The sequence below is a fragment of the Mesobacillus maritimus genome (genome assembly GCF_023715205.1).
GTDB classification, from domain to species: domain Bacteria; phylum Bacillota; class Bacilli; order Bacillales; family Cytobacillaceae; genus Mesobacillus_B; species Mesobacillus_B maritimus_C.
The window spans coordinates 259,213-279,657 of record NZ_JAMBNR010000004.1 but is presented as its reverse complement, the minus strand read 5'-3'; the positions used below and the strand labels follow the sequence as shown (position 1 = coordinate 279,657).

Sequence of the window (20,445 nt, the reverse complement as noted above, 5' to 3'; positions counted from 1 at the left end):
CTTCAATTTAATCCCTCCCAAATAAAGTCGTTATCAACATTCTCTGTTTATTTTTATGTAAGGTTTTCTAACATCGTTGTAGAAATTAATCTTACATAGTGCGAAAATACAATTACAGAAAGCCAAATAACCAATTTGGAAGGGGAGAGTTGATTTTGGATACGACATTCTTATTAAACAGTGTTTGGGTTATGGTATCTGCCGTGTTAGTCATTTTAATGATCGGGGGTTTTATCCTATTAGAAACAGGTTCAACTAGGATGAAGAACGCAGGTCATATTGCTGGTAAAACCATTCTTACTTTTGGAATTTCCTCCATCGTCTTTTGGGCAGTCGGTTATGGGTTAATCTTCGGTGCAGGCAATGTGTTAATCGGTTTATCCGATTTCTTTTATTCAGGATATGAAGTGGAAGGGTTAGGACTATCTGGTGCTGTATTCTTTTTATTCCAAACAGCCTTTGCTGGAATTTCAATTACAATTGCATTTGGCGGCTTTGCTGAGAGAGCAAAAATGTCTGTTTATTTAGTCTTCGCAGTACTTTTCTCCATTTTAGTTTATCCTCCAATCGCTCACTGGATTTGGGGCGGTGGCTGGTTAGCTGAACACGGTAAGCAAGATTTTGCTGGATCTACAGTCGTTCATTTAACTGGTGCTATGGCAGCATTAGCAGCTACAATACTCCTAAAACCACGGATCGGAAAATACAATAAAGACGGTTCTGCAAATAATCTTTATGGACACAATCAAGTTTATACAGCATTAAGTGTACTACTATTATGGGTCGGTTGGTTCGGTTTCAATGCAGGTAGCACAGTTGCAGTAGATGGTGGATTTTTCGGCTTCGTTGCAGTCAATACAAACCTTGCAGCAGCTGCAGGAACAATTGCTGCGATGATCATTTCTTGGATTGTTATCGGAAAAGCAGATGTATCAATGATGTTAAACGGAGCCTTGGCCGGCTTAGTCGCAATTACAGCATCTTGTGCATTCGTTGATACTTGGGCATCCGTTGTGATTGGTTTTATTGCTGGGATTCTTGTTTTCTATAGCATTCGTTTCTTTGAAGCTCGTAAAATTGACGATCCAATCTACGCACTTTCCGTTCACGGGGCCGCAGGCGTTTGGGGTACTCTATCAACAGGTTTCTTCGCAACACCTGAACTTGCTTCCGTTGGTCAGCCAGGATTATTTTATGGTGGTGGTTTCGAACAACTTGGTGTTCAGGCTCTAGGAGTTGTTGTATGCGGTGCCTTCGCCTTCATTGTATCATTTGTTTTACTTGCTATTATGAAGTCCTTTATGGGAGGATTACGTGTCACTGAAGAAGAAGAAATTATGGGACTTGATATGAGTGAACATGGTGTGTATGGTTATCCTGAATTGCTTGAATCGGAAAAGCCTGCAATCAAGACTACTGGAACTTTCGGAACGGATGGAAAGTCTATAAAAGTCTAGATAGCCTCGACTTAACACAAACAAACTCCCCTTGAGTAAGAACTCAGGGGGAATCGTTATTTTTGCAAAATACATGTATAACCTTAAATAAGGAGTGTTTAGGCCATGGCAATTTACAAAAGCTACACCCAGATAAGATCATTCCGGGACCAGAAAATCAGCCAGGCCTGGTCACATTCAGCACTATTGAATGACTTTCATGATGAGTTAATGAAACAAACGATTGCACTCGCGATTCGAACAGTCGAAGACCGTTTAGGTCCCCCACGGTCTCCATATTGTTTCTTTTTGATGGGCAGTGCCGGAAGACTTGAGCAAGGAATTTGGAGCGACCAAGACCATGGAATTATTTATGATTCTACTGAACCGGAAGCTCAGGAGTATTTTTTAGCTTTAGGAAAAGAGTTCGTAGAAGGTTTAGCGGAGGTTGGTTATAAGGTTTGTGATGGCAATGTTATGGCAAGCAACCCTTTATGGTGCAAATCTACGGAAGGCTGGAATAAACAAGTTTCCAATTGGCTTTTAGATTCCTCTTGGGAATCAATACGACATTTTCTTACCTTTTTTGATGCTCGATGTTTTTACGGAAAAGATTATCTCACTTCTCTAAAAAACTCCTTTTTTCCACTTCTCCATCGAAGTTGTATGCTCACTAGGATCATTGAAAATACGATGCATATCAAAAAGGGAGTTGGAGTATTAGGTCAGTTTTTACTCGAAACACATGGACCTTTCACAGGTTGTATCAATCTTAAGGATACAGCATTCTTTCCCTACGTTAACGCAGCAAGGGTATTGGCAATTCGGAACAATTCTGTTAAAACATCAACAGTCGAACGCCTACAGCAATTGACAGATATTGATAACCGAGAGCGGTTTATCACTCAATTTATTAAATTACAAGACTATCGCCTATCTTATGGTCTTCATTCAGATTATGAAGCCGGTCATTATGTCAAAATCAATCAAATGTCCAAACAACAACAAAAAGACCTAAAGATCATTATTAAAGATGGAATACAACTGCTTAATCATGTAAAAGAAATAGTAGCAAAGGACGATTCATCATGGGCATGAATAATTTCATCCAGTTCTTTAGAGATTTAGGAAGCAAAAAAATCGGTTCGAATGTTCTTGCTGGGCATGGGAAGGTGACACCACAGAGCATGTCGTTTTATCGTCAACTTGAAAAAGAGGTTCGAAAAAAAAGGGACCTTTCTTCTCCCCTGAATCAACTAGAAACCGTTGTTTTTGATGTTGAAACTACAGGGTTCTTTCCCGAAAAAGGAGACGAGATCATTTCAATTGGCGCAGTAAAAATGAAGGGAAATAAGATCCTCCCCAAAGAAACCTTCTATTCACTTATTCGTTTAACGAGACCTCTTCCACCTAACATTCATGCATTAACCGGTATCGACAATGAAGAATTAGCTTTGGCTCCAGAAGCTTCTGAGGTTTTAATGAAGTTTTTTCATTTTATCTCAAGCAACATCCTTGTAGCCCATCACGCTAAACATGAGCAACGTTTTATGGAAAAGACCACACGGGATGTCATGCGTAAAAAATTTCAACACCGAATTATTGACACTTCATTTCTAACGAGAGTAATTGATCCTACTTCAAGTCCAAAAACACTCGAAGCCATTTGCACTGCATATGGAATAGAAGTGAAGAATCGGCACCACGCACTCGGTGATGCCCTGATGACAGCGGAGTTATGGAGTCAATCACTGACTAGAATACAAGACGCAGGGTTTACAACACTTGGGGAAGTTTACGAACAAATCGCTAAATTGGATAATCAATAATTCTACACATAGCTCAATTGCCTGCCTCCTTTTTGAATTCCTTCGACGATACGGTTTTCATAGGGCCTTCCAATAACACCTTTGCAACATTATTCAATGCTGCTTAGGTGGCCGAAATTTCGGTAATGACCTTATCACAGTATGTATCTTTTTTCAGACCTTTTATGCTCGGATCGACCTTCAATTCGGTTCAAACTAGTGACTAAGTTTTTTCATTTTATCTGAATGGTGACTTTTTCGATCTGAATGAAAGCATTGATCGCCAGTTTCTGTATGTTCTTGATTAGCATTTATTTTATCCACAACTCAACAAGATCTAATACTGACCATTTTCATGATAATTTTGCTAGTTAGAAAAGTGGAATTTTTCGACTATCAAAAAATATTGACAAATCTTTTTCCCTCTGATAAATTATCAGTTAAATAAAACTTTGGATGCACGACATATTAAAATCAATGACGAGAAGAGTAAGATTGGATCACTGTTCTACAGAGAGCTGACACCCGGTGCAAGTCAGCGTTCAGTCCCTTTCCGAAAATCATCTCCGAGATGCAAAGCTGAATGCAGTAAGCTTTGCCGGGCTTTCCGCCGTTACAATGGAACACGTATGATGGTACGTTGACTAAGTGCCGCAGTATATCTTTCTGCGGAATTAGGGTGGTAACGCGAGCGCAAACTCGTCCCTTTGTTAAGGGACGAGTTTTTTTATTTGTTTAAAAATACCCTTTTCGATCATTGATTTTCCTCATCCTAAAGTCATACAACGTTGGAAATGCTTATTCGAACGTTAAAAGAAAATTTATAAACTCTTTTCTCAGATTAAGTGATGACTAAATACATCGATGTCATTTAATAAAACACATAATTCCAGAGAAAGAGCAATCTTAAAAAGGAGCGATTCTATTGCGAAAGTTTGATCATTTATTTATTGGTTTAATGTTATTTTCTATGTTTTTTGGGGCTGGGAACCTGATCTTCCCCCCTTTCTTAGGTGCATTATCTGGTACTTCCTATTGGTTGGCGATGTCAGGTTTTATCCTAACAGCCGTTGGACTTCCTTTTATTGTTCTCTTTGCTATTTCGCGTGTAAAAGGCGGTATTCAGGCGATTGGCGATCGTGTCCATCCTGTTTTTAGTACCATTTTTATGGTCATTGTTTATCTATCAATTGGACCATTTCTTGCAATCCCTAGAAATGCGAATGTTGCCTTTGAAATGGGGATTATGCCTTTTGCCAATGGCTTTGAAAATCCTACTCTTGTTTTACTGTTCTTTTCAGTCGTTTTCTTTTTATTTGTTTATCTGATTAGTCTTAATCCTACAAATATGGAAAAATACTTAGGAAGATGGATTACTCCTATTTTGCTAATCTCTATAGTTGCTCTTTGTGTAATCGGTCTAGGGAAACTTGATGGCCAATCCTTAGCTCCTAGAAACGGCTATGAGTCAGGTGCTTTTTTTAAAGGTTTTATAGAAGGTTACAACACAATGGATGCATTAGCAGCACTCGCGTTCGGAATTGTCATATTAACAGCTGTCCAAAAAAAAGGAGTGAAGGATGAAAAGAAGTTAACTGGTTATATGTTAAAAGCAGCCTTAATTGCCGGCTCCTTATTAGCAGCAGTCTATGTTTTTCTTGGCATGGTAGGAGGAAGAATGGCGGCATTAGGAACATTTGAAAATGGAACACAGATTCTTTCCTCTGTTTCTACGCTTTTATTTGGTCAAAGTGGCACAGTTTTACTAGGGGTTATTTTTACCTTAGCATGTTTTACAACCGTTGTCGGGTTAACTTCCGCTTGCGGTCAATACTTTTCAAATTTGATTCCTTGGGCAAGTTATAGGTCGGTTATCTTAGTTGTTACTCTCATTGGCTTTACGTTGACAAACATGGGGTTAAATCAGATTCTTAAAGTATCTGTTCCTTTTTTAGTAACAGCCTATCCATTAACCATCGTGTTGATCGTTCTTACGTTCTTTAACCACTATTTTAAAGGTTCACGGATTGTATATGTAAGTGCCATGTTCTTTACAGGATTTTTCGCTGTCATTAGTGGCCTAAGCTCATTTGGCATCAATCTTGGTTTCTTAGAAAACTTGCGCTCTTCCCTTCCATTTTCCTCTGTCGGATTAGAATGGGTGATTCCTGCAGTTGTAGGTACGCTAGTTGGAGTCGTGATTACAAAATTATCACACGCCTTCTCCATTACAGAAACACCGCGTACAAAAGCATCATAGAATTTGTTATGTAAAACCGAATTTAAAATACAGTTATATTGCCGAGGATCCCAGGTCCTCGGTTTTTTTCATTAAAGCCTCTTTTCCTAACCTTTGTTGCTTTTGGACAAAAAATACGTCTATATAAGCTAGTTATTCTGAGAGAAAAGAGCTTACCAACTAATTATAAACATACGCAATGGCTACTATTTCGTTAAAAAGGCTTTTGGATTTTTTCAATAATCTTTACGAAGACTGGTTTTTATTAACTCCTCATTATTGAGCGTTCGTCCCTTCTTCTCAAAATAGGTAATTTTTGTAATCCCCCCCTGTTTTGTTAGACAATCTCGTTTAACGTTATGGTAAATCCCGACTGTTTTATTATTGTTAATCAGTCTTGTTATAACTCTAAACTCGTGACAATCTTGTGACGAATTATGAGGTTTAGCACATAAGAAACCCCTTTAAGTCCTTCTATATCTACTATTTCCCCTGTTTTTTAGTATCGCGGCATTTTTAAACACCTGTGACGCACATCACAATCCCATATTTTTGGTTATGATACATTGTTGTTGAGAAAAGTTATCACTCAAAAACACTATAAACATCATGCTAATGAAGTTGATAAACATAAAACTATTTTCCAAAAAGGAGAATTGATATGAGCGAAATGATTAATAATCGTGAACAAGGATTTGAGAATAAAACAGAACGCCAAGAAATGCTGAAACAGATTATTAAAGACTTACACAACGGGAGAAGTGTAGATGAAGTAAAAGCACAGTTTGAAAATGCAGTTGGAAATATTAGTGTTGCTGAGATCTCCCAATTAGAGCAAGCATTAATGGAAGAAGAAGGTATTCCGGTTTCTGAGGTTCAACGTCTTTGCTCTGTGCATACAGCCATTTTTAAAGGCTCTATCGAGGAAATCCACCGTTCAGAACAACCTGAGGACCAGCCTGGTCACCCGATTCATACATTCAAGCTTGAAAATAAAGAGATTAATATGCTTGTAAACTTTAAAATGCAGCTACATTTAGAGCGTTTTGAAAAAGAGGATAACGAGGAAAATATCAACAAATTAATCGCTGACTTAAACCTTCTTTATGATGTTGATAAACACTACACTCGCAAAGAAAACTTACTATTCCCGTTCCTTGAAAAATACGGAATTATGGGGCCAACACAGGTGATGTGGGGTGTAGATGATGGCATCCGTGCAGCAATTAAAGGCGCAAAAGAAAAGCTAAAAACTTATAATGGCGATAAAAAAGCCATAAGTTCCGCTATTTACTTCGTTATTAAAGAAACGAGCGAAATGATTTATAAGGAAGAAAACATCCTTTTTCCTATGGCACTGCAAACCTTGACCGAAGATGAGTGGATAAAGATTGCCCATGATGGTGAAGACATTGGCTATTGTTTAACTGCACCAGCGGGTGTTTGGAAGCCCGAACGCAAGGAAATTAACGCGACAGCTATGACAGATGGTTACATTAAAATGGAGACAGGTCTGTTATCTTTAAAACAATTAGAACTTATGCTTAATCATCTTCCAGTTGATATTACTTTTATTGACCAAGACGATGTAGTCCGCTATTTTTCTCACGGCAAAGAGCGCATTTTCCATAGAACAAAGGCGGTAATCGGTAGAACTGTCCAAAACTGTCACCCTCCAAAGAGTGTGCACGTTGTGGAAGATTTGCTTCATGATTTTAAGGCTGGAATTAAAGATGTTGAAGATTTTTATATAAAAACACGCGGTATATATGTATACATCCGCTATTTCGCTGTAAGAGATGAAGATGGTGCCTATATGGGCACACTGGAATTCACACAAAATATCGATCCAATTCAAGCGATTCAGGGAGAAAAGAGAATTCTTTCTTAAAGATCTTTACTCAAACTTTGTTGCTTTAGATATAAAAAGAAACGCATTAGCAGTGTTCTCACTAGACAGCAACTTTAAAATCAGGAGAAAAGAGTCAGCGTACTTAGTATGAACGCATAAAATGGCTTATCCTGCGTTAAAATCAGCTTTAGGAGTTTATCAACAATCTTTACGAAACTAGCCTTCTTAGAGTACCAAATGAGAATTAAAAATATAAACGAGGTGAGCAAATTGAAAGATGAATTAATCGAGCAAATTTATGAAGTATTGGAAGAAGTAATCGACCCCGAATTGGGAATCGATATCGTTAATCTAGGTTTGGTATATGATGTAATTCTAGATGATGAACTCAATCTCCATATCAATATGACCATGACATCAATGGGGTGCCCAATGGCTCCACAAATTATGACAGATGCTCATACAAAAATAGAAGCAGCGATTAAGGATTTAAACAGCATTAAAATCGACATCGTCTGGAGCCCCGCATGGTCAAAAGAACGAATGTCACGCTACGCGAAGATTGCCTTAGGCATCCCAAGCTAAGCTGTATGGTTGTTACTAGTGTGTCTCTCTTATGTTTATAGGAGGCACACTTTTTTTATGGTGAGGGAACAAGCTTGGTTGGGAGACATCCCTATTGTCCTGACTTTTCCTTTATTGCTGCTAACTTGTCTTTTTATAATCGAAGTTTAGACTACATAGTATTTTTTCTCCTGAATTTCTTTTTTCTCAGATCTCCGGGGTGCCTTACTTCCCCCACTCATGTCCGAAGTTGTCATCTAACTATAAGAAGGAACTTTTATCAGCCTCAAGTCTTAGTGAATTTTCCACCTCTAGAGCATTGGAGAAAATTAGTATTTCGAATACGATAGATTTAACAAAACCAATACGTTTTTATAATGAAACGGAGTGAATGAATATGTTGAAAAAGATTTTCGTCATTTTTTTAATCCTGACAGGGTTATTTATTATTATGACGAACCTACCACTTTTTAGTTGGTTTGGCCTAAACAATGAGCAAAAAGAAGCGAATGTCACAGACAAGGTTGAACTGATTAAAATCCAAACAACTAGCGTACCGACAACGATTATCCCTGAAGATCGAGATGATATCGTCATTGATTATGAAGGCCAAGGATCAGTTGACCTTCACCAAGGAGACGATGAAATTGAAATTGATGCGAAAGGTCCAAAGTTTCAATTTGGTCTTTTTAACCGAAATTCTAAATTAACCATCTATATTCCAGAAGTTTATGACCGGAACATCTCTCTAAAAGTAGGGTCTGGTACCTTATTACTCGAAGGCCATTCTAGTCAAAAGCCCCTTTCACTTGAAGAATTAGCAGTAGATATCGGTTCAGGAAAACTTGAGCTGCGAAACATTGAAGCAAACCTTATTGAGCAAAAGGGTTCATCAGGTTACGCGAAGCTTGAAAATATTGAGGCAAACACGGGTTCATTTGAAATAAGCTCAGGCAAACTCATGATTCATCATTATTCTGGCGCGTTGGATGCCCAAGTGTCCTCTGGATTTATGGATATTCAATTTGACACTCTAACTGGAAATTCTGAAGTGAAGGTGAGTTCAGGCAGCGCTAAATTGGATCTCCCTGATGATGCTGACTTTACCTTGATTGGGAAAATGAGTAGTGGAAAAATCAATCATGACTTTCAACTAACCGATAAAAGCAGTGGGAAAAACCACATTGAAGGAAAGTATGGATCAGGTGATAATAAGCTTGACTTGCAAGTTTCAAGTGGCCACATCAACCTTTATTAAGCCCCTCCCTTTCCTTTCCAAATTATCAAAGTATAATTTTAGAAGCCTTCTTAACAGGGGCTTCTTTCTTTTCTCTTCCTCGTTTTCAGTATATCTTCATGCTAATCTAAGCTAAAATAAACTTAAGAGTTCTAAAAAGTTAAATAGTATCTAAAAAGGGGCAATTATATGTTCGAGTTGCTAACGACAATGGTTGAAAGACTTGGAATCATCGTCACCATCGCCTTTATTTTAACTAGATTTAAGTTCTTTAGAGATATGACTTATCAAGAACAGCTAAAACGCTCTCAACAGTATACAGCGATTCTTTTTTTCGGTTTCTTCGGTATCATTGGGACTTACACCGGATTAAGCTTAAGCACAGAGAGTCTACATTTTCACCGCTGGGCCTCTAATCTCGCCGCTGATGAAGCAATTGCAAATTCACGAGTAATTGGGGTTGTAATTGCCGGTTTACTCGGAGGTTATAAAGTAGGAATTGGCGCGGGACTGATTGCTGGTATTCATCGGTTTACCTTAGGGGGATTTACTGCAATTGCTTGTGGACTAGCCTCTATTATTGCAGGGATATTAGCTGGGTACTTCCACAGACGCAATCACCATATCAAACTTAAATCTGCCTTTTTCATGGGGGCTCTTGCTGAAACCATTCAAATGTTGATTATATTGCTCCTTTCTCGCCCATTTGAACAGGCCTGGACGTTAGTTGAAATTATCGGTTTTCCAATGATTATTGCTAATGGACTTGGTTGCGCTCTATTTCTCCTTGTTATTCGGAATGTCGTTCAAGAAGAAGAGAAAGTGGTTGCAGTTCAAGCACAAAAGATCTTTCGAATTGCTGATCAAACACTTGCACACCTTCGTGATGGAATTAACCCTAAATCGGCACATGCTGTTTGCCAGATTTTACATAACGAAATAAAAGCGAGTGCCGTTTCAATGACAAACCTAACGGATATTTTAGCCCACGTAGGTCTTGGCGATGACCACCATCGAGCAGAAAGCCCAATTCAAACACAGATCACATTAGATGCGATTCACAAAGGTAAAATGATTGTTGCCAATCAAGAATCGATTCAATGTCGTGTTAAGGGGTGTCCATTAGGCGCTGCGATCATTGAGCCTTTGAAAGTTCGCGACAAAACCATCGGCACTTTAAAATTTTACTTTCGGTCCGAAAAAGCCATTACAAATGTGGATGTAGAACTAATCTCTGGTTTGAGCCGCATCATTAGCAATCAACTTGAAATAGTTGAAGCTGAGCGCTCTTACCAACTAGCTAAAGAAGCAGAAATCATGGCTCTTCAAGCACAAATTAGTCCACATTTCTTGTTTAATACATTAAATACGATCGTATCGCTTATTCGAATTGATCAGACTAAAGCGCGTAAGCTACTTGTATCTTTATCACACTTTCTACGTCAGAACCTCACTGTTACGACACATAATATGGGTACGTTAGAACAGGAAATCAAACATACGAAAGCCTATTTATCGATTGAAGAAGCAAGATTTATTGACAGATTAGAGGTGATTTATGATATTGATGAAACAGTGTTACTAAAAAGCCTGCCACCTCTTACCCTTCAACCAATTGTTGAAAATGCAATCAAGCATGGGTTTAAAGATAAGGAAAATAATTGCATAATAAAAATTTCAATTAAAAGGCAGGAAGAGCATATTCAAATAAAAGTAGAAGATAATGGACAAGGAATGAGTGAAGAGCGGGTTCAACAAATCGGAACTGCTCTAGTACAATCTGAAAAAGGTACAGGTCTAGCTCTTTATAATGTTAACCGAAGACTGATCATGACGTTCGGAGAGGACGCAGCTTTAGCCATTAAAAGTGAAGCTCAGATTGGGACAGAAGTTTCATTCTTGATTCCTTATAAAAAGGAGGTAATTTGAGTTGGATATACCCATTAAAACTTTAATCGTGGATGACGAATTATATAGCCGTGATGAATTAAAACACTTATTACAAGCATTTCCCTCTATTCAAATCGTAGGTGAAGCTGAAACTGGAGAATCAGCCATTATGAAAGCTCTCCAACTTCAACCTGATGTGGTGTTTTTAGATGTCGAGATGCCTAAAATGAATGGGATGGAAGCAGCCAAAGCACTAATGGAATTGAAAAAAGCTCCCTACATCGTCTTTGCAACAGCTTATCCCCAATTTGCGGCTGAAGCTTTTCGATATGATGCTATTGATTATATCTTGAAACCTTATGACGAAGACTTACTAAAAGAAACCGTCGAAAGAATTGAGAAAAAATTCTCCCAGGATACCCCCATTATCCATGAAGTAGGAAAATCAGCAGCTAAATTAGCTGTTGAGGCTGAAGGAGAAATTTATTATATTGACCCAAAAGATATCCTGTATATGTTTCGCGAAGAAAAGGTGACAAAAATTATTGCCAGAACAGGAGAATTCGAGGTCAAAACACCTCTTAAGGATCTTGAATGCAGATTGAATTCTTTTAGTTTTTTCCGGATTCATAAAAGTTACTTGGTGAATTTAGAACATGTAACCCGACTAACCCCTTGGTTTAACGGGGCTTATCAGTTAGAAATCGAAGGAAGAGAGGAACTGCTATCTGTTAGTCGAAATTATGTCAAAGCCTTACGGGCAAGACTAGAAATTTAAAAGAGTAGTCTAGACTTTATATTTTACTCTACTATAAAGATAAACTTTCCCAAAAGAACATGCATCTTAATCAACTATTGATACATGATAAACTCAAATTTCGACTTTTTAATCCAAAATGCCCCTATCAGTCTTCCATTCTTTTATACTAAGAATGTAAACGTATTCATTGTTGATACAAAGGGGGAGAATGATGTATACATTTTTAGCGGGCATCGTCCTTTTAATTATTGGTTATTTTACTTACGGTAAATTTGTAGAGAAAGTTTTTGGGGTAAAAGAAGAACGTGCCACACCGGCTTATGTAAATGCCGATGGTGTCGACTACATTCCAATGAGTACTTCAAAGAACTCATTAATCCAGCTCTTAAATATTGCTGGTACAGGACCTATCTTCGGTCCAATCATGGGAGCGCTTTATGGACCAGTTGCTTTTATCTGGATTGTAATCGGTTGTATCTTTGCGGGTGCTGTCCATGACTATTTAACAGGGATGATTTCTATCCGTAACCGCGGGGCTCACTTGCCAGAATTAGCAAGTAAGTTTTTAGGTAAAATCATGCGCCACGTTGTAAACGCATTCGCAGTGTTACTACTTTTACTAGTTGGTACTGTGTTTGTTTCTACACCAGCAAGCCTACTTCATGTATTAATGGATGGTAAAATTGCTCTCGGTGTTATTGTTGCTGCAATTTTCATTTATTATATTTTAGCTACATTACTACCAGTTGATAAAATTATCGGAAGACTCTATCCATACTTTGGAGCATTACTTGTTATCAGTGCACTTGGAGTTGGAATCGGCCTAGTGGTTACAGGAGCACCAATTCCTGAGCTTTCACTATCAAACTTCCATCCTGACAATGCGCCAATCTTCCCATTAATTTTCTTTACAATTACTTGTGGAGCACTATCAGGATTCCATGCTACACAAACACCAATTATTTCTCGTACGACTCAAAAAGAGAAACAAGGTCGCAAAATTTTCTACGGTATGATGATTGCAGAAGGAATTATCGCAATGATCTGGGCTGCTGCAGCAATGAGCTTGTTCAATGGATATACTGGCTTAAATGAAGTACTTGCTGCTGGTGGACCAGGGGCTGTTGTAAGTGAAGTTTCTACTGCGATGCTAGGAGCAATCGGTGGAACTCTTGCAATTCTTGGAGTAGTTGTTCTTCCAATTACTTCTGGTGACACTGCTTTCCGTAGTGCTCGTATGATTATTGCCGAGTATTTAAATATTGCTCAAAAGAAAATGAGTAGCCGTTTATGGATTGCTGTTCCATTATTCGCAATCTCTGTTGTCTTGACACAAATTGATTTCAATCTTCTATGGAGATATTTCAGCTGGGCGAACCAAGCTACAGCCGTAATCGCCTTATTTGTAGGAGCTATGTATTTATACATCGCTAAGAAAAACTATTTCATCCCATTAATCCCTGGTACATTCATGTTAGTAATGGTTATTACTTACATCCTTAATGCCCAAATCGGTTTTGGTTTAGCTATGAATATATCTTGGATTGGTGGAGTAATCGGTACAATTATTCTTGTCGCTTTATTCTTTAGAGCTGCTAAGAAGAACAGGGCCAATAGCCTCCCACTTGATGAGGATATTTCGAATTGGAATAAGGTAGCCTAATGGGCCCTTGCCATCCTGAATATCGCAAGACGGTAGATGAAGAAGAAAAAAAAGTAAACGAAAAGGGGAAAGACAGTGTTCCCCTTTTCGTAAGAATCATCAGTCTCCTGATTGTGGTTGGAGCAGTGGGAATGGCTCTATATCTTTGGTAAAAGCACGCGCTTAACGCGTGCTTTTCTTTTTGTAGACCTGTAATCAGACAGACCTCTTGTTGACTCGGGTTCGAGCAAGCAAATTCCAGCTGTACTCACAGGCTTATTCCACCTAGAAAACTGGTAAAACTAAACCCATTAAATGGTACAATATAGAAAATAGTATTACTAGGAGGGATTGGTTTGTGGGTACTTGTGGGAGTTCAATTTTTCATTACTATGCTATTCCTTTTCTTCGGATGGGCATTACTTTATAAAAAAGCTTATTGGCTCATTTCTGGTTTTGCTACTCGGCCTGAAGAAGAGCAAGAGGAACTTATCCGAAACGGATCCCCTCAAAAAACCGGTAAACTCATGTTTGCAACAGCAATTGGAATGTTGATCCTACTTCCTTTGTATTTCCTTCCTTTCAAGTATGCGATAGAGGTCCAATTCGGTTTTATGCTCTTATTTTTAATGGGTGGAATGGTGTATCTATCAAAATATGAAGTAGTGCATAAGCGCAAAAAGAGTTATCTCATCTCTTCGGTTCTTTTTATTGCCATTATTGGTTTTGTAGGAACCATCTATATGATTGGCCTCCAAAGTTACGACTTAATCGTTAAGGACGATAAGTTTGAAATAACTGGGCCATATGGAGAGGAGTGGGATCTAAATAAGATCCAATCTATTCATTTACTGGATGAAATGCCAGAAGTAACTTGGAAAAACAACGGATTTGGCTTAGCTACCATGTCAAAAGGTTACTTTACTGTTACAGACTACGGAGTGTCTCTCCTTTTTATCAGAAAAGATTCTCCCCCATACCTTTATATCAAGGTGGCAGGTGATAGAATTTTTATTAACGGTGAAAACTCCACAGAAACAAAAGAATGGTACCAAAGTTTACGTAGGTAGGAAGGAGCCGTGTTGACCACGGTAATTTACATAAGGAGGAATATGATGAAAATTTTAGTTTTAGGTGCAGGAGCAATTGGTGGCTATTTCGGTGGCCGTTTACTTGAAAAAGGAGAAGATGTCACATTTCTTGTCCGGGAAAAACGACAACAACAGCTCCGGGAAAATGGTCTAGTCATTGAAAGTGTTCATGGTGATATGACATTCACTCCAAAGACCATTTTGAGTGGAGAAGAAGCTGGACCATTTGATGTGATCCTTCTATCAACTAAGTCTTATCATTTACATGGAGCGATTGAAAGCATTCGACCTTATGTAACCGAACAAACATTGGTTTTGCCATTACTAAATGGGATTGCTCATGTTTCGCAACTTCGCGACGCTTTTGGTGAGGCGAAAGTAATTGGTGGATTATGCTTTGTTGAAACCACGCTTAATGAAAAAGGAGCAGTCATCCAAACAAGTCCAATCCACGACCTCGTTTTCGGTGAATATTCTGGTGAAAAAACAGCAAGAATCCTTAAGCTTCAGGACGCTTTCGAAGGGACGAAAGCAAACTTCCGCTTATCTAATAGGATTGAACAGGATATGTGGCATAAATACCAGTTCATCGCCACACTAAGTGGTGTTACTTCCCTTTTCCAATCAACAATTGGTCCTATTCGTGATAGCGAATATGGAATGAAAACAATTGAATCTTTGCTTACTGAAACAGGGCGCGTCATGAGAAGTGTCGGAGCACCTCTTGCAGGTGATGTTGAAGGGACGCAATTAGAGAAAATCAACCAAATGGACCATCAAATGAAATCCTCCTTACAGCGTGATATGGAGAAAGGTCTCCTGACCGAGGCTAATCACTTCTTTGGCTACCTATTAGATCTCGCAAAAGAAAAACAACTCAGCACTCCTGTCATTCAAACGATTTTTGCGAATCTACAAATTTATGAATCACAAATTTAATAATGAGTATTAAAAAGTAGTGACAGATTAGTACTTTTATTAGAAGGGCACCTATTTCGTTTAATAGGTGCCCTTACTAGTTAATTTTACATTAGTTTGGTTATCAATCTACCTTATTGGTGACCCTTCTTAATTGTCTTCGCCCAGTTTGGGCACTTATACGCTTTATTGGTGACCTTTCTCCTTTGGTCTTTCCTCGGTTAGGGCACCGAGACGCTTCCTCGTTTACCGTTGCTCGATTTTTTCTCCTCCATCGGGCACCGAGACGCTCCCTCGTTTACCGTGGCTCAATTTTTTCTCCTCCAACGGGCACCGAGTATTGGTTCCTTTTGCCCCTCTATCAATAGATTAGAACTATATTAACTAACTCCCCTTTAAGGGTTAAAGAGTTTACGTTTTAACCTACAAACGCTTCCTATTTTCGAATAAAAGCACAAACTCTTTCCACTCAACTTTAAACCAATCGTTCTGTTAAATTGACACCTTTGAAAAAAGAGCCAAAAAAAAAGATGCCTCCTAATACGAGAAAGCATCTAAAACTTCTGTTAATCTTTTACGAACGCCTGTCTAACCATTTGGTGAGAAATTCAGGAAGCCCACCTCTTATGGCTAGTGTGACATGTCCGCCTTTTACACGGAGATAAGTTTTATCCCGGGAAGACACCTTTTTCACAAGAGGTTTTACCATTTCTTCTGGAATTAAATCGTCACCTTCTGTTGAGACCACCAGTAAATTCGCTTTGATATCCTTCAAATTGACTTTTTTTTGACGCAAATATAACTTATTTTTAATTAGCTTATTTTTTACAACCATTTCGTGTAAAAGTTCTTTAAACGCGGTCCCGGCAAATGGAACATGCCCTTTCACCCACTTATCAAACTTCCGCCATTTTTCTATATATTTTTTATCGTTCATTCGTCCAAGTAGAGCTAAATAAGGGGTAACATTGATTGGAGCGGTCATCAACCGCAGACCGAACTCCATTGCTTGTGCAGGTACCACTCCGTATTCATCTATTAAGCCTTCTGGTTTTAAGCCACCTTCGCGTAACGCTTGATGCCAATTACTCATATAGGGGATGTTTTTAAAATCAATAGGGGCAGCAAATAGGATGAGGTTCTTGATTGGTTCAGTGGCGATTGCGGCATACATAACGGCCAAGGTTCCACCTAGACAGTAACCAATCACGGTTAGATCTTCCGCTTTTGAATGCCATAATGCTCGGCGCGCACCTGGTTGAATATAATCAAAGATATAATCAGCTAAAGAGATATTTTTATCCTCATACCCCGGTATGCCAAAGTCTAGCAAGTACACATCGTAACCTTGTTCTGTAAACCCTTCTATCATACTAGCACCTGGTGCGAGGTCTAAAATAAAGGCCTGGTTTACTAGCGAATAAATAAGAAACATCGGAGTCCGCTTCTTCTTAACAGCTGCTGGATAATACCATAAAGTAGCTTTATTTTTTCTCCAAATTGCTTTACGAGGAGTCGGACCTACCGGTATTTCAGATTGTTCAATAATTCTCGGAGTACCTCGCTTCCGAGGAAAATCAGCCACGTAAATTGCCCCTTTGCGAGAGTGCATCTTGAATACTATCTTTAACTGCTTGTTTTCCTAATTGTGACAGAGTTTCTAACACTCTATTTCTAAGACTATTTTTTTCTCCTTCTCCTTCTCCTGCTTTTAAATCTGCTTCTTCCCTGTTCATTTGCTGATTTGCTTCACCTTCTATTGTTTGTAGATCCTCTTCCATTATGGAGCCATTCTCACCAAGAGTTTGAATCAGCATTTCTTCGATATGGTCTAATCTATCCTCAAGTTGCATAACCAGTCTTGAGACATTTGCAAGATCATCTCTTGTTGGGAAATTAAATTGGTGGGCGATAATTTCAGAGAAGCGTCGTAGAAATCTCACCTTCTTAAGGTGTTTTTCCATCTCGGTATTTGCTAGAGCCACTACCTGATTATCATTTAATTTGTCTTTAATAAAATCATTTAAATCCTTTTCATAATTCGCTACTAACCGGGTCAAATCCTTAAGTTTCATTGATTTATCGCTCATCGTTCCCCTTCCTTTCTACCAATTAAAAACAAAAACAAACAAGCTCGTTATATTTTATACAGTCGGAAAGGAACCGTGCCAAAAATGATGGATATGTCTATTGGTTGCTTTTCATTTAGGAGTGACGAGTTTGTCGCATAAACGGGCCTTGGCATTTCTACCATTTTAGACACCATTCATCTTTATCCGGCTTAATATATAGTAATTCCTAGAATTCAGAAGGAAAGGAGAATTTAAACTAATTGGACAGAACTGTTGTTTTAAAACAAATCCCTCAAGCAACCGATGGCAAACTCTTTACTGGCCACCTAAAAGAATTCCAACACAATCCGTTACAATTTTTAGAAAAGCTGGCAAGGGAACAAGGCCCAATTGTCCGCTTTCGGTTAGGTCCATTCCAGAAAGTAATTCTACTAACAGACCCCGAGTTGATAAAAGAAGTGTTAGTGACGGAGCAAAAGAATTTTATTAAATCAAGTGATGTTCAATCATTAAAGGTGATACTAGGGGATGGACTCCTAACAAGCGAGAAGGAACAGCACTTGCAACAACGGAGACTTATTCAACCTGCTTTCAAAAAAACACATATCAAATCGTACGCCCAAGATATGATTGACACGACAGAAGCTTATATCTCCAAATGGGATAAAGCTCTAGAATCTGATGTTTCCCAAGATATGATGAATATTACGCTAGGGATCATTACGAAAACGATGTTCGGCTTAGATTTTAAAGAAGGACATGAATTAATTGGTGAATCCGTAGAAAAAGCAATGAAGCTTGCTATAAAACGAATGAGATCTGTTATCCCACTTCCCCTGTCGATTCCAACACAAAATAACCGTAAATATCGTCAAACTGTCCAAGCACTAGATGAAGTGCTTTTTAAAATTATTGGGAATAGAAGACAGGAAGATAAGCAAAAAGAGGATTTGCTTGGCATCTTAATGAGTGCCAAAGATGAAGAAAATGGGTTAGGAATGACAGATAAACAGTTACGCGACGAACTCATGACCATCTTCTTAGCAGGCCATGAAACAACTGCCAATGCCTTATCGTGGACTCATTATTTACTTGCTCAACATCCTGAGGTAGAAGCTCGGCTTCATGAGGAAATTCATACTGTGGTCGGCGATGATCCTGTAAAACCCGAGCATTTCCAAAGACTATTTTATACACAAAATATCATCAGGGAATCACTCAGGTTGTATCCGCCTGCTTATGTGATTGGTCGCCAAGTGGACAAGACAGTTGAAATTGGTGGTTATCAGTTTACAAAAGGAGAAATGGTCTTAATGAGTCAATACGTCATGCACAGACTCCCAGAATATTTCGAGCATCCTGAGGAATTTAAGCCAGAAAGATTTGAAAATAACTTTATTAAAACGATACCTCCTTATGCTTACTTTCCGTTTGGTGGAGGTCCAAGAGTTTGTATTGGTAATCACTTTGCATTCATGGAAATGGTGCTAGTCTTGGCATGTATTGCACAAAAATATCAACTTCATCTAATCCCTGATCATGTAGAAATCAAACCTCAACCACTTATTACCCTAAGACCCAAGCCTTCATTGAAAATGGTGATAACCAGAAGAAATAACTAATTTCACTCTTTCTGCATGAACAAATTTAAGTATGCGATCTATTTTTTAAAAGGGTATTTGGAAAGATTGTTATTAAAATCCTAAAGCATCCAGTTTGAGTAAAGAGCCTTTTTATTAGAAAGAAGGGAAAAGACACTAGCTCTTACCTCAATCAGGAAAGAGCTAGTACTGAAACAATATACTCTTAAACAATAATTTCTTTAATTTCATCAAAACCTTTTGTCTTTTTGAACACCATATGATGTTCAAAATTACTTAACGCATCTGAAGGATCTAACTGAGTGAAATTTAGTTTCTCAAGACGTTCTCTTTCATACTTTACTGATAGAATGGCTACTTTTGCTTGATGTCCAGTTGCAGTATTAAGCCGATCTTCATAGGCATGAACAAATACTGTGGCAATAGGCAACAAAGCAAACATATCGCGCGCAATTCGCAAAGCACTACCGCAAACATAGTCTTGAAGAAGATCATAATAATCTGTTTTTGTCAGATTTTTTCTTGAAAGCTTCCCCGTTTTTGTTAACGATAATGTTTGTTCAGGAATTACACTATCGGGATGTACATCAAATGACACATGAATAAGGTCTGGTTGGTCGGTTCCGAATTCGAAACAACTTCCAAATTCGAGCAGGTCGTCCAGTGGTCCAAATTCATTGATGACTTCTAAATAGGCATCAATGTCTTTATCAAGAATACGCTTAGCCATACGTTGTGCTCTTTGCCAATCTTCCCAGTGCTCGATGTCTTGTTGAATACCTTCTTGTACATCTGCCTCTAACTTTTTTACTTTCACTTCATCTTTTTTAAATAACTTCTCAAAAAAGCCCGGTTTATAAGCACTTAATTGTTGTTTCGCATCTTTTTCATTCGGCCCTTCTGTACCTTTTTGATAAGGAGGGTTACGCCGAAACACCTCTTCCCAATCGACGGGGTCATCAGCTTCATGATGAATTGAACGAATTTGTTCAAGTCGATTATTATAAAGGTCCACTTGAAGTTGATTGTATTCTTGTTCTTCCAATTTTTGCTGTTCTCTTTCCAACTTCGATAAAGCACTGCGACGTTTATAGGCCTCTGTTTTATAGGTCCTAGAACTAGAAGTTGTTGAATAAGATACCCCTGTACCAGGAATCCCAACCGTGCTTGTTCTTCTCCCACTACTGTTAACTGAATATCGCAGGCCTTTTCCGCCAACACTCATTCCGACACTTTTCTTTCCTACATTTACCCGGACACCTGGTGCGATTTTAAAACTTTTTCGAAAACGTAATCCCAACTTCATCACACATCCTTTCATAAAAGGAAGCCTTA

At 38.5% G+C, this 20,445-nt stretch carries 17 protein-coding genes and 1 other annotated feature; of the genes, 14 read left to right on the top strand and 3 right to left on the bottom strand.

Annotated elements, in window-relative coordinates:
* Positions 1–155 precede the first annotated feature (155 nt).
* The 13 genes from M3182_RS07715 (at position 156) to M3182_RS07655 (ending at position 15,458) form a co-directional block, all read left to right on the top strand.
* On the top strand, positions 156–1,457 hold the full coding sequence (locus tag M3182_RS07715) for an ammonium transporter (protein ID WP_251557577.1): 1,302 nt from the start codon (positions 156–158) through the stop codon (positions 1,455–1,457).
* A 105-nt stretch (positions 1,458–1,562) separates the two neighbouring features.
* Entirely contained in the window at positions 1,563–2,534 is a 972-nt protein-coding gene (locus M3182_RS07710; RefSeq protein ID WP_251428977.1) for a DUF294 nucleotidyltransferase-like domain-containing protein, read from the top strand.
* Positions 2,525–3,265, top strand: a complete 741-nt coding sequence (locus M3182_RS07705; protein ID WP_251428967.1) for an exonuclease domain-containing protein — start codon at positions 2,525–2,527, stop codon at positions 3,263–3,265. The genes M3182_RS07710 and M3182_RS07705 overlap by 10 nt, the downstream gene beginning before the upstream one ends.
* A gap of 447 nt (positions 3,266–3,712) precedes the next feature.
* Positions 3,713–3,954, top strand: a binding site (T-box leader).
* A 215-nt stretch (positions 3,955–4,169) separates the two neighbouring features.
* Positions 4,170–5,504, top strand: coding sequence for a branched-chain amino acid transport system II carrier protein (gene brnQ / locus M3182_RS07700; protein ID WP_251428965.1), 1,335 nt, complete (start codon positions 4,170–4,172; stop codon positions 5,502–5,504).
* 640 nt (positions 5,505–6,144) lie between these two features.
* On the top strand, positions 6,145–7,374 hold the full coding sequence (locus M3182_RS07695) for a DUF438 domain-containing protein (RefSeq protein WP_251428962.1): 1,230 nt from the start codon (positions 6,145–6,147) through the stop codon (positions 7,372–7,374).
* 198 nt (positions 7,375–7,572) lie between these two features.
* A complete protein-coding gene (locus M3182_RS07690; RefSeq protein ID WP_251428959.1) occupies positions 7,573–7,920 on the top strand; it encodes a metal-sulfur cluster assembly factor in 348 nt (115 codons plus the stop codon).
* Positions 7,921–8,296: 376 nt separating this feature from the next.
* Positions 8,297–9,157 carry a LiaG family protein gene (gene liaG / locus M3182_RS07685; RefSeq protein ID WP_251557576.1) on the top strand — a complete coding sequence of 287 codons (861 nt, stop codon included), beginning with the start codon at positions 8,297–8,299 and terminating at the stop codon, positions 9,155–9,157.
* 168 nt (positions 9,158–9,325) lie between these two features.
* Positions 9,326–11,065, top strand: a complete 1,740-nt coding sequence (locus M3182_RS07680) for a sensor histidine kinase (protein WP_251557575.1) — start codon at positions 9,326–9,328, stop codon at positions 11,063–11,065.
* Position 11,066: 1 nt separating this feature from the next.
* Positions 11,067–11,804: a LytR/AlgR family response regulator transcription factor gene (locus M3182_RS07675; RefSeq protein WP_251428949.1), complete on the top strand. Its 738-nt coding sequence runs from the start codon at positions 11,067–11,069 to the stop codon at positions 11,802–11,804.
* Positions 11,805–11,997: 193 nt separating this feature from the next.
* Entirely contained in the window at positions 11,998–13,449 is a 1,452-nt protein-coding gene (locus tag M3182_RS07670; RefSeq protein WP_251557608.1) for a carbon starvation CstA family protein, read from the top strand.
* Positions 13,449–13,601, top strand: coding sequence for a hypothetical protein (locus M3182_RS07665; RefSeq protein WP_251428943.1), 153 nt, complete (start codon positions 13,449–13,451; stop codon positions 13,599–13,601). The genes M3182_RS07670 and M3182_RS07665 overlap by 1 nt, the downstream gene beginning before the upstream one ends.
* 183 nt (positions 13,602–13,784) lie before the next feature.
* Positions 13,785–14,498 carry a DUF3784 domain-containing protein gene (locus M3182_RS07660; protein ID WP_251428940.1) on the top strand — a complete coding sequence of 238 codons (714 nt, stop codon included), beginning with the start codon at positions 13,785–13,787 and terminating at the stop codon, positions 14,496–14,498.
* 45 nt (positions 14,499–14,543) lie between these two features.
* Positions 14,544–15,458, top strand: coding sequence for a ketopantoate reductase family protein (locus tag M3182_RS07655; RefSeq protein ID WP_251557574.1), 915 nt, complete (start codon positions 14,544–14,546; stop codon positions 15,456–15,458).
* Positions 15,459–16,011: 553 nt separating this feature from the next.
* Here the strand turns inward: M3182_RS07655 and M3182_RS07650 are convergent.
* A complete protein-coding gene (locus M3182_RS07650; RefSeq protein ID WP_251428934.1) occupies positions 16,012–17,022 on the bottom strand; it encodes an alpha/beta fold hydrolase in 1,011 nt (336 codons plus the stop codon).
* Complete coding sequence (locus M3182_RS07645) at positions 17,015–17,527, bottom strand: hypothetical protein (protein ID WP_251557573.1); 513 nt, start codon at positions 17,525–17,527, stop codon at positions 17,015–17,017. The genes M3182_RS07650 and M3182_RS07645 overlap by 8 nt, the downstream gene beginning before the upstream one ends.
* Before the next feature lie 242 nt (positions 17,528–17,769).
* On the opposite strand from M3182_RS07645, the gene M3182_RS07640 reads away from it, so the two are divergent.
* Entirely contained in the window at positions 17,770–19,131 is a 1,362-nt protein-coding gene (locus M3182_RS07640; RefSeq protein WP_251557572.1) for a cytochrome P450, read from the top strand.
* Between the two features lie 184 nt (positions 19,132–19,315).
* Here the strand turns inward: M3182_RS07640 and M3182_RS07635 are convergent, their stop codons facing one another.
* A complete protein-coding gene (locus M3182_RS07635; protein WP_251557571.1) occupies positions 19,316–20,416 on the bottom strand; it encodes a DUF4236 domain-containing protein in 1,101 nt (366 codons plus the stop codon).
* Between the last annotated feature and the right edge of the window lie 29 nt (positions 20,417–20,445).

Coding starts and splice junctions, on each gene's coding strand:
- M3182_RS07710 (WP_251428977.1), top strand. CDS start 1,563: ATGGCAATTTACAAAAGCTACACCCAGATAAGATCATTCCGGGACCAG.
- M3182_RS07705 (WP_251428967.1), top strand. CDS start 2,525: ATGGGCATGAATAATTTCATCCAGTTCTTTAGAGATTTAGGAAGCAAA.
- M3182_RS07695 (WP_251428962.1), top strand. CDS start 6,145: ATGAGCGAAATGATTAATAATCGTGAACAAGGATTTGAGAATAAAACA.
- M3182_RS07690 (WP_251428959.1), top strand. CDS start 7,573: ATGAGAATTAAAAATATAAACGAGGTGAGCAAATTGAAAGATGAATTA.
- liaG (WP_251557576.1), top strand. CDS start 8,297: ATGTTGAAAAAGATTTTCGTCATTTTTTTAATCCTGACAGGGTTATTT.
- M3182_RS07680 (WP_251557575.1), top strand. CDS start 9,326: ATGTTCGAGTTGCTAACGACAATGGTTGAAAGACTTGGAATCATCGTC.
- M3182_RS07670 (WP_251557608.1), top strand. CDS start 11,998: ATGTATACATTTTTAGCGGGCATCGTCCTTTTAATTATTGGTTATTTT.
- M3182_RS07665 (WP_251428943.1), top strand. CDS start 13,449: ATGGGCCCTTGCCATCCTGAATATCGCAAGACGGTAGATGAAGAAGAA.
- M3182_RS07655 (WP_251557574.1), top strand. CDS start 14,544: ATGAAAATTTTAGTTTTAGGTGCAGGAGCAATTGGTGGCTATTTCGGT.
- M3182_RS07645 (WP_251557573.1), bottom strand. CDS start 17,527: ATGAGCGATAAATCAATGAAACTTAAGGATTTGACCCGGTTAGTAGCG.
- M3182_RS07635 (WP_251557571.1), bottom strand. CDS start 20,416: ATGAAGTTGGGATTACGTTTTCGAAAAAGTTTTAAAATCGCACCAGGT.